Annotated in this window: 7 protein-coding genes; 5 read left to right on the top strand and 2 right to left on the bottom strand. The window is 64.3% G+C overall.

Annotation, left to right across the window (positions count from 1 at the left end):
• Positions 1 to 574 precede the first annotated feature (574 nt).
• Complete coding sequence (locus tag A9X00_RS26020; protein WP_082975524.1) at positions 575 to 3,661, top strand: replicative DNA helicase; 3,087 nt, start codon at positions 575 to 577, stop codon at positions 3,659 to 3,661.
• Between the two features lie 303 nt (positions 3,662 to 3,964).
• Positions 3,965 to 5,263: a DUF2786 domain-containing protein gene (locus A9X00_RS26015; protein WP_067160176.1), complete on the top strand. Its 1,299-nt coding sequence runs from the start codon at positions 3,965 to 3,967 to the stop codon at positions 5,261 to 5,263.
• Between the two features lie 116 nt (positions 5,264 to 5,379).
• On the opposite strand, the gene A9X00_RS26010 is transcribed toward A9X00_RS26015, so the two are convergent.
• Positions 5,380 to 6,843, bottom strand: a complete 1,464-nt coding sequence (locus tag A9X00_RS26010; RefSeq protein WP_369830797.1) for a sugar porter family MFS transporter — start codon at positions 6,841 to 6,843, stop codon at positions 5,380 to 5,382.
• 1,046 nt (positions 6,844 to 7,889) lie between these two features.
• On the opposite strand from A9X00_RS26010, the gene A9X00_RS30320 reads away from it, so the two are divergent.
• A complete protein-coding gene (locus A9X00_RS30320) occupies positions 7,890 to 8,258 on the top strand; it encodes a hypothetical protein (RefSeq protein WP_082975525.1) in 369 nt (122 codons plus the stop codon).
• A 34-nt stretch (positions 8,259 to 8,292) separates the two neighbouring features.
• Here A9X00_RS30320 and A9X00_RS26005 read toward each other — a convergent pair whose 3' ends face one another.
• Entirely contained in the window at positions 8,293 to 8,715 is a 423-nt protein-coding gene (locus tag A9X00_RS26005) for a TIGR03618 family F420-dependent PPOX class oxidoreductase (protein ID WP_067160170.1), read from the bottom strand.
• Positions 8,716 to 8,844: 129 nt separating this feature from the next.
• Here A9X00_RS26005 and A9X00_RS26000 point away from each other — a divergent pair, with 129 nt between their 5' ends.
• Both A9X00_RS26000 and A9X00_RS25995 read left to right on the top strand, forming a co-directional pair.
• Positions 8,845 to 9,582, top strand: a complete 738-nt coding sequence (locus tag A9X00_RS26000) for a DUF899 domain-containing protein (protein ID WP_067160167.1) — start codon at positions 8,845 to 8,847, stop codon at positions 9,580 to 9,582.
• Positions 9,566 to 9,851 (top strand): sigma-70 family RNA polymerase sigma factor (locus tag A9X00_RS25995; protein ID WP_156772308.1); only part of this gene is annotated, 286 nt, incomplete at its 3' end. The genes A9X00_RS26000 and A9X00_RS25995, both read left to right, overlap by 17 nt.

Genomic DNA, 9,851 nt, shown 5'->3' with positions numbered 1-9,851 from the left:
CGGACCCCCCTGGGGGCGCGCGCGGGCGGCGCGCAACCCAAACCCCCGGGGGGCCGCGGCCCGGGCGCGGGCGGGCCCGGGCCCCCCGCCGAACCTTTGGTGCCCGGCGCGCGCTCCGGGGCGGCTGCTGAACGCCGCCGCGTTTGCTCGGCTGGCGAACTCTTTCGGGGGTGCCGCCGAGGGGTCCTCTTAACCACCTGGTAACTCGGCGAAAATATGGCCGAAAGCCAACACGCCCGGCGCAGTAACCTGCGGCGACACGCCGTAGAGATTCCTGTCCACACCGATTGTGGTGAGTTGTACTGCTCTTATCAGCAGTGATGTCGCAGTGTCTCGAATTAATCCACAGGTTCTCCACACCCCGTTCAACACAGGTGTCGAAGGATATGCACACACGATGCACAGCCTTATGAACAACGCCCCCTTTAAGTCCTTGCCAGCAACGTTTACCGTCGTCCCCGCGCGTTGCGATAGGGGCGCTATGGATCGTTGGTTGTCGGGGCCTTGACTTACGCTCCGGATGTCGGTTATCGAATGTATGTTCGGGTATTCATGGCAAGGGAGGTGAGAGTCCGTGGCGGTCGTCGATGACCTCGCGCCAGGCATGGATTCGTCGCCACCCAATGAAGAGTTCGGCCGCCAGCCCCCGCAGGACCTGGCCGCGGAACAGTCAGTGCTGGGCGGGATGCTGCTGAGCAAGGACGCGATCGCCGACGTCCTGGAGCGGCTGCGGCCCGGCGACTTCTATCGCCCGGCGCACCAGAACATCTACGACGCGATCCTCGACCTCTACGGGCGCGGGGAGCCGGCCGACGCCGTCACGGTGGCCGCCGAACTGGACCGCCGCGGAATGCTGCGCCGCATCGGCGGCGCGCCCTATTTGCACACCCTGATCTCGACGGTGCCGACGGCGGCCAACGCGGGCTACTACGCGGGCATCGTCGCCGAGAAGGCCCTGCTGCGCCGGCTGGTGGAGGCGGGGACGCGGGTCGTGCAATACGGCTACGCGGGCGCCGAGGGCGCCGACGTGGCCGAGATCGTCGACCGCGCGCAGGCCGAGATCTACGACGTCGCCGACCGCCGGATGTCCGAGGACTTCGTTCCCCTCGAGGATCTGCTGCAGCCGACCATGGACGAGATCGACGCGATCGCGTCCAGCGGCGGGGTATCGCGGGGCGTGCTGACCGGTTTCACCGAGCTCGACGAGGTGACCAACGGCCTGCACCCCGGGCAGATGATCATCGTGGCGGCCCGACCCGGCGTGGGCAAGGCGCTCGCGCTCGATACGCCGCTGCCCACGCCGGCCGGCTGGACGACGATGGGTGACGTCGCGGTCGGTGATGAGTTGCTCGACGCCGACGGGCGGCCGACGCGGGTCGTGGCCGCCACCGAGGTGATGCTGGGGCGACCCTGCTACGAGGTGGAGTTCTCCGACGGCACAGTGATTGTTGCGGACGCCGCGCATCAGTGGCCGACGACTCGCGGCGTCCGGACTTCCGCTCAGTTGCGGTCGGGCTGGGACACGATTGCCGCGGCCGGCTCGACACCGCGCTACGGCAGCCTCGAGACGACGACGGCCTTGTTGGCTCCCGTATTGCAGATCGACTCGGTGCGCCGCGTGGACACCGTGCCGGTCCGCTGTGTCCAGGTGGACAACGCCGCGCGTCTGTATCTGGCCGGCCCAGGGATGGTGCCGACGCACAATTCCACGCTGGGATTGGATTTCATGCGGTCGTGTTCCATCAAGCACCGGCTGGCCAGCGTCATCTTCTCACTGGAGATGAGCAAGTCCGAGATCGTGATGCGGCTGCTGTCGGCCGAGGCCAAAATCAAGCTCGCCGATATGCGTTCGGGCCGCATGAGCGACGACGACTGGACGCGGCTGGCGCGGCGGATGAGCGAAATCAGCGAGGCGCCACTGTATATCGACGACTCGCCCAACCTGACCATGATGGAGATTCGGGCCAAGGCGCGCCGGCTGCGGCAGAAGGCCGACCTGCGGCTCATTGTGATCGACTACATGCAGCTGATGACGTCGGGCAAGAAGCACGAATCGCGTCAGGTCGAAGTGTCCGAATTCTCAAGGCACCTCAAGCTTTTGGCGAAAGAGCTCGAGGTTCCGGTGGTGGCGATCAGCCAGCTCAACCGCGGCCCCGAGCAGCGCACCGACAAGAAGCCGATGCTGGCCGACCTTCGCGAGTCGGGATGCCTGACCGCGTCGACGCGGATCCTGCGCGCCGACACGGGGGCTGAGGTCACGTTCGGCGAGCTGATGCGCACGGGCGAACGTCCGCTGGTGTGGTCGCTGGACGAGCGGCTGCGCATGGTCGCGCGCCCCATGACCAATGTCTTCCCGAGCGGCCGCAAGGAAGTTTTCCGGCTTCGGCTGGCCTCGGGCCGCGAGGTAGAGGCCACCGGTAACCACCCGTTCATGAAGCTCGATGGCTGGACTCCGTTGGAGCAGCTCAAGATCGGCGATCGTATCGCCGCGCCCCGGAGGGTTCCCGAGCCCGTCGACACACAGCGGATGGACGAATCCGAAGTGATCCTGCTGGCGCACATGATCGGCGATGGCTCGTGCGTGAAGCGCCAGCCGATTCGCTACGCGTCGGTCGACGAGGCCAACCTCGCCGCGGTGGCTGCGGCTGCTGCGCATTTCGGTGTGACCCCAATTCGTGACGACTATCCCGCGGCGCGCGTGACAACGCTGCGGTTGCCGTCCGCGGAGCGGCTGGCGCGCGGCCGGCGCAATCCCATTGCTGCATGGCTCGATGGATTGGGCCTTTTCGGGCTACGGAGTTACGAAAAGTTCGTGCCGGCGGCGGTTTTTCGTGCACCCAACGACCAGGTGGCGCTGTTCCTGCGTCACCTGTGGGCGACGGATGGCTCGGTTCGGTGGGACGCCAAGGTTGGGCAGGCGCGAATCTACTACGCGTCGACCAGCCGACGCCTGATCGATGATGTCGCCCAGCTGCTGCTCCGGGTTGGCGTCTTCGCTAGGATCAAACACGCACCGAAGCCTGGTTACCGCGACTCTTGGCACTTGTGCATCTACGGGGCCGAGAATCAGCTGCGGTTCGTTAACCACGTTGGCGTTCATGGCATGAAAGCGGCTGCGGCACAAGACGTGCGGCGTCATCTCGAACCGATCGTGCGTAACACGAACCTCGACACCATTCCGAAAGAGATATGGGTGCGTGTCCGGGAGGTAGTGTCTGCCAAGCAAATAACGCACCGGCAGTTCGCTGCGGCGATGGGCAGTCAGTTCTGCGGTTCAACGATGTGGAAGCACTCGCCGAGTAGGTCCAGGCTGCACCGTGCGGCGGTAGTGCTCGATGATCAGGACATTCACGCGCTTGCAACCACCGACGTCTATTGGGATACGGTTGTCGAGATCACGAGCTTAGGCGAAGAGGACGTCTACGACGGAACCGTAAGCAACACACACAATTTCGTCGCCAATGGTATGAGCGTTCACAACTCGCTAGAACAAGATGCCGACGTTGTGATCCTGCTGCACCGGCCGGACGCGTTCGAGCGTGACGATCCGCGCGGGGGAGAAGCGGATTTCATTCTCGCCAAACACCGCAACGGCCCGACCAAGACGGTGACCGTCGCGCACCAGCTGCACTTGTCGCGCTTCGCCAACATGGCGAGGTGAGCTCAGGCAGCAGCGGCGACGCCGACGAACCGGTCACATTGCTAATCGCGGACATTTCGAAACATTGCCTGTTCGGCGTCGTTGCCCATCAGCTTGGCCCGCTTCACTGATCCCGAAGTAACCCGCCCGCGTCACGAACTCGACTGGATCCCTACACCTCCGAGGTGCTGTCGCCTGTCGAGGCACTCCGGATCAAGGTCAAGGGGTGATCACCGCGCATGGAGGAGCGGCGAAGCTCCTCATGGACGGCGCCTGCGGCGCGTCTGCCGCAATGTGTCAGACCCCTTCGGAAGAATCCGGTCCATGAGCAGACGCAATCGCGAAAAGCGTACGGCCAAACGCCGGAATCGGCACCGGGCGTCCACCGAGGGAAAGCGCATCGGCTTCGACCCCGGGCCGGACCGGGTGCTGCTTCTTGAACGCCTCGTCGTGGCGTTGAGCACGGCCGCTTCGTGTTCCGCCGAACACGCGCCCCGGCACGCCGCCGAACTCCTCGAGGAGTACCGGGCCGTGCCGCGCGAGCTCGACGTTGCCGCAGACCTCGCCATGAACGAGGCCATCAGAGCGGCATGGGAGCATGGCTGGTTGCCGTCCGATCTGCACGAGATCGCACGTCGCAAGCTGCAGGCAGCCGAGGTCCGCTATCTCGATGAGGCCATCGTCCGTGAGTCTCGGCAGTATTCGGTCGCGACATTGCATCCGAATTGGCGTGCCGATATCGCCGCACTTTCGGCCACCGTCGATGCCCGTGCACAAGCGCCGCAGATGCGGTGCTGGGCGGTGTCCAATGCTGACGACCAGCGCATGGCGCTGACTATTGTCTTGAAGCTGCTGAATTTCCTCGGCAGACTTCCCGTGCTAGAAGCGATTCTGCCGCTGCCCGGGGCGCATCGGTACGTGCCGACGGTGAGCGGCATCGACGAGAAGGCTCTCGCCAAGGTGCGCGCTCTGCTGGCGAAGGCGGAAGCCACCGAGTTTCCCGACGAAGCGGAGGCCCTTTCGGCCAAGGCGCAAGACCTGATGAGTCGATACTCACTACACGAAGCGCTGACGCAACACGACCGCGGCCAGCTGCCGGTGGCGGGCGCCCGCCGGATCTGGATTGAGAACCCCTACGCCGCCGCCAAGACAGCGCTCGTGCAAGTGGTGACCCAGGCCAACCGTTGTCGCGCGGTGTGGGCGGAGCGTCTCGGATTCGTTACCGTCGTTGGCTGCGAAACCGATCTCGCTCTCGTCGAGTTGCTCACCACATCGCTGCTCGTCCAAGCCAACAGAGCCATGCTCAGTGCCGGGCGCCGCCAGAGCAGCAACAAGCACGCGCGAACTAGGTCATTTCGCCAATCGTTTCTCGTCGCATATGCCCAGCGCATTGGCGAACGTCTCGACAGCGCCAGCGCATCAGTCACAGCAGAGGTCAAGCAGGACGGCCGTCTACTTCCCGTGCTGGCGGCCAACAGTCGGGCGGCCGACGAACTTGCTGATCGACTGTTCCCATTGACGACGCCTCGCTCGATATCAGTGTCCGACGCCGCCGGATGGGGCGCCGGTCGCGCAGCGGCGGATATGGCCGTGCTCGATACGCGGGATGCGCTCGCCGGCTAGGGGCGGATGCGGCGCGCTTGTTGAACGGCCGTCTAGGCGAGGTCTTTCCGAATAGGCTGGCGGGTGTCGCGGGTTTCATCGGCGAGTCTGTTCGGAAAGACTTGCGCCGGAACGGGTTAACGCCGGGCGGGCTGGTGGAAGTCGGCGGGAGTGAACGTGCCCAGGCGCAACTTGTGCTCTATGTGCTCCAGGCTGTGTCCGGTCAGATCTGGCATCTTGAAGTAGACGAACATCCAGGCTGCCACGTTGAACAGTCCGTAGATCCACATCGTTTGACCGGCCCCTGCTGAATTGATGAGCGTCAGCAGTGTCACCGTGATCAGCGTGTTCGTTCCCCAAAGTGTGGCGGCCTGAGCACTGGTACCGGCGCCGCGGACGGACAGTGGGTAGATCTCCGAACCTGTCAACCACCCCATCAGTTGCAGGCCGCCGGCGTTGAAGGTCATGAACACGATCAGGCAGCCGATGATGAACGGTACGTCGCTGCGGACGTTGTGGCCGGTCACCCACAGTGTTCCCAGTACAAACAGTGCGATCGCGGCACCCGGAATCATCACCAGAGTCAGCCGTCTGCGGCCAATGGTATCGACGATGGATAGGCCGACGATCATCATGATCAGGTAGGTGGCACCCAGCGCGACGCTGACCTGCAAAGCTACTGCGTCGGAGAACCCATTCTCGGTGAGAATGGTCGGTGCATAGTAGACGATCATCTCGATGCCGCTCAGCTGCGTGAAGGCGGCGATACCGCACCCGACCACCAGTGCGGGCCGTACCCAGGGTTGTCGTAGTCCGCGCCAGCCCCGTTCATGTTGTGCGGCGCTGTGCTCCTCCGCGTCAACCGCGACGATGCCGGACAGTTCCGCTTCTACGTCGTATTGGCCGCGTAGTCGCTGTAGTACGTCTCGCGCCGAGGCAAGACGCTGGCCTTGTTCGACGAGCCAGCGCGGGCTTTCTGGCAGCCGCATCACCAGTAGCAGCATTAATACCGCTGGTACCGCGGCACATCCGATAGCCATCCGCCAGGAAATGAATTGACTCGCCCCGACGATAGTGGCGACGACGATGCCCACACCTATGCCGATCTGGAAGGTCAGGACAAGGCGGCCGCGCAGGTTGGAAGGAGCTAGCTCAGCTATGTACATCGGCACCGTCTGGGTGGCGCCACCTACGGCGATCCCGAGGACCATGCGACCGCACGCCAGGTCGATCGCGCTGGGCGCGAACGCAGACGCCAGCGAACCGATAACGAAGATCAGCGACAACAGCAGGACCGTCTTGCGCCGGCCGAAGCGCTCACTGGCCTTACTACCGGCGAGCGCCCCGATGATGGCACCGATAAGGATCGCTGCCGCGACGAACTCGGCCATGCGATCGTCAATGCCGAATTCACGCCGAATCTGTAGCAGCGCACCGGAAATCACGCCACTGTCGTATCCGTACAAAAGCGACGAGATGACCGATACCAGAGCGCCGGCCATCAGAATGGACGTCAATCGGCCCTCGCTGGTCTCCACCGTCCCGGTTTCTCTGCCGGCACTGCCCGCGCCAGGTTGCGTAGCTGTCATTGCCTCCCCCATCGCCGTTGAAATGAAACCGGCGGAACTTAACGAACCCCTGTCGGTCGAGCGCTTCTCAACATCACCGCGGAATCGCCTGTGGCGACCGTCACAGAATTAGATGGGCTCATCGCAGGAACCTGCGCACGACACTCCGGCAGCCAGGTTAGCCAAGGCTGTCGTCGCGCAGACCGGCGGGTTCCTGGGGCTCGCCGGTGTGTGCGACGTGTTCGGGATATCGTGCGTCCCCGCTCTGCGGTGTTTCGTTCGAAGAAGGGTGGCGTGGGGGTGTGCCGGGGACGGGTTCGGGGCGCAGGAGGAAGGGTGTTGATCTTGTCCCGCGGGCGCCCGGCGCACACACGTGCCCCCGGCATTTTCCCGTCGATATCAACCCCTCCGGATTTTTGCTGATGTTGGGATCGGTAGCAGCGCGGGCGGGGTCGACTTATCCGGTGACTGGCCTACCAGGGCCGAACAATACGGGGAGCACGATCATCTGGTGTCTGCATAAGGCTCGCGGGCCGGGGACACGATCGGAAGGAACAAGAGCTATGAAGCGAATGGCTGGGGGATTGGCTGCGGCCGTGGCGGTGGCCGGTGGTTTAGGTCTGGCGGGTTTCGACGGTGGTATCGCACAGGCCGATCCGCTACCGCCGCATACGTGGTGCCCGGGTAATTCCATGGTGTACTCCAGTTTCGACCCGTCCACGGGACCAGGGGTCGCTTATCAGTGGGACATGAATGTCTGCCACACGTGGTACTGGGTTAAGAGCGGTGGCAACGTTCCGTATAAAGGCGAGCTGCCGAGCAGCGTTTGGGACGGGCCAAATCCGCCGAATCGTTCGTGCGGCGCCTGCGGTACTTGGTGAGCCGGGGACGCCACCACATTCAACGGGTCGTATTGCACAAATTGCGGGCTCCGTACCTTTCGACGCATGGTCCCGTGTCGGCGCAAGTCTGCGTGCCGGTTTGAGGGCGATCGCCACTGCATGGCGACCGGTGAGCGGCAAGTAATGGCTCGCGTGTCAGACAGTTGATCGTCGGTGTGGCTCTTTACACTTCGGGTCGTGACGTGGTGGGAACAGCCGTCGACGATCGCGCCGTGCAGCCATTGTGGTCGAGACGCGGTCTGGCTGAGGACGGCATACGGCGGGTGGGGCTTATTCGATGCCGAAACGTTCTCGACGCCCGAAAGCTATCAAGGCAATCGCTTCGCGATCGACCGTCGGTCACGCCTCGTCGTCGACCTCGATTGCGTACGCGAGAAGCGCTGGCCCGCTGAGTGTTTGCATTTGCACAAGTACACCTGCTCAGCGGCCTTCGACGAGGCCCGGTTTTACGCGCGCAGGCCTCGCCAACCGGCCCAGGTCGACCTGGACGATATTTGGGATCGTTTGATACGGGTGGGTGCATCAGCGCGACGGAAGACAAGTTAGCGCCCCGCTCCCGTCGATCGGCTGGCCGGCGGTGTCAGGCGGCCCAGGGCCCGACGCCACCGACCCTCTCGATCGTGATGCGGGTCAGGTATCCCGGCGGTGAGCCGGGCGGCGGAAAACCGGTGCCGGGTCCGAGCAACCCCGTGGCGATCTCGCCCAGCAGTTCGGGCGCGCCGCCCTCCTCGATACGTGCCGTGCCCTTGATCGACAGATAGGGAGTCTGCAGGCCGCTGCGATCGTTGGACACGACGGTCACCGCCACGCGGGGATCGCGCCGGATGTTGCGGACTTTTTGATGCTCCTCGAGATGGGCGACGACCAGCTCGTCATCGCCGTCGGCCGTCTGTTGCACCACCATCCACACGACACTCACTTGCGGGCTGCCGTCGCGATTGTTCGTGACCAGCGTCGCGGGGTCGGTACTGATCAGTTGGCGCGCGTTGTCGTCGAGTTTCATGCCTGCTCCCGAATTCTCGTTCCTGGTGCTGTCACAGATATGGAGGTGGCGAGTGGCCGGAACTCATCGCACCGCGGCGATGAGTTTCGACGGCTGAGTCCCTCAGTACTGCTGAGGAGAGGAGCCGAAATGAACATCACGCATACCGCGTCACGCGATGAGTGGCTGGCCGCGCGGCTGGAGTTGTTGGTCAGGGAGAAGGCCGCCAGCCGGCAGCTCGCCGCGCTGGCCGAGCAGCGCCGCGCCCTTCCCGCGGTGCCCGTCGACAAGGACTATGTGTTCGAGGGTCCCGACGGCAGGGTGGCGCTCATCGACCTGTTCGAGGGCCGCAGCCAGTTGATCGTCTACCACTTCATGTGGGTGCACGACATCGACGAGGGCTGTCCCAGTTGTTCGTTCGCCGTGGACAACATGCCGAACCCCGTCCATCTCAACGAGGGTGCGGACACCACGCTGGCGCTGGTGTCGCGAGCGCCGTACGCGAGGCTTAGCCAGTTCAAGGCCCGCATGGGGTGGCGGCTGCCCTGGTACTCGTCGCGCGGCAGCGACTTCAACTACGACTTCCACGTCAGCAGCGACGAGTCGAAGGCGCCGATCGAATACAACTACAAGGACAAGGCGACGTTGCTGCGCGAAGGGCTGGATTACGTCGCCGCCAACGGTAACGACGGGCAAGGCGTCAGCGTCTTCGCCCGGGACGGCGACCAGGTTTTTCACACCTATTCGGCCTACGGGGTCGGCGCCGATGTCATGCTGAGCACCTACCGGTTCCTCGACCTCACTCCGCTGGGCCGGCAGCGCTACATCAACGAATGGCCATGGCACGACACGTACGGGGCACCGGATCCTCATGAGCATCACCACTGATCGTGGGGGAGACGACTTCGCGCGGCTGGCCGAGCCGTTTCGACGGGAGCTGATCGCCTACGGATACCGCATGCTCGGCTCGGTCGACGACGCCGAGGAAGTCGTGCAGGACGTCTACTTGGACGCGTGGCGGGCCTACGACCGGTTCGAAGGCCGGTCGTCGCTGCGCACCTGGCTCTACGCCATCGCCACCCGCGCATTCGTCAAAGCCCTCGAGCGGAGCAAGCGCCGTCCGTTGCCGTCGGACCTGCAGGACGCGGCCGCGGACC

Source organism: Mycobacterium sp. 1245805.9, from assembly GCF_001672915.1.
In the GTDB taxonomy this organism is placed as follows: Bacteria; Actinomycetota; Actinomycetes; order Mycobacteriales; family Mycobacteriaceae; genus Mycobacterium.
The sequence above is the reverse complement of the archived record's forward strand: the minus strand, read 5'-3'. Positions and strand labels throughout refer to the sequence as shown.

What these genes read in the sequence shown, in the direction of transcription:
- A9X00_RS26015 (WP_067160176.1), top strand. Translation starts at nt 3,965, where the DNA reads ATGAGCAGACGCAATCGCGAAAAGCGTACGGCCAAACGCCGGAATCGG.
- A9X00_RS26010 (WP_369830797.1), bottom strand. Translation starts at nt 6,843, where the DNA reads ATGGGGGAGGCAATGACAGCTACGCAACCTGGCGCGGGCAGTGCCGGC.
- A9X00_RS26005 (WP_067160170.1), bottom strand. Translation starts at nt 8,715, where the DNA reads ATGAAACTCGACGACAACGCGCGCCAACTGATCAGTACCGACCCCGCG.
- A9X00_RS26000 (WP_067160167.1), top strand. Translation starts at nt 8,845, where the DNA reads ATGAACATCACGCATACCGCGTCACGCGATGAGTGGCTGGCCGCGCGG.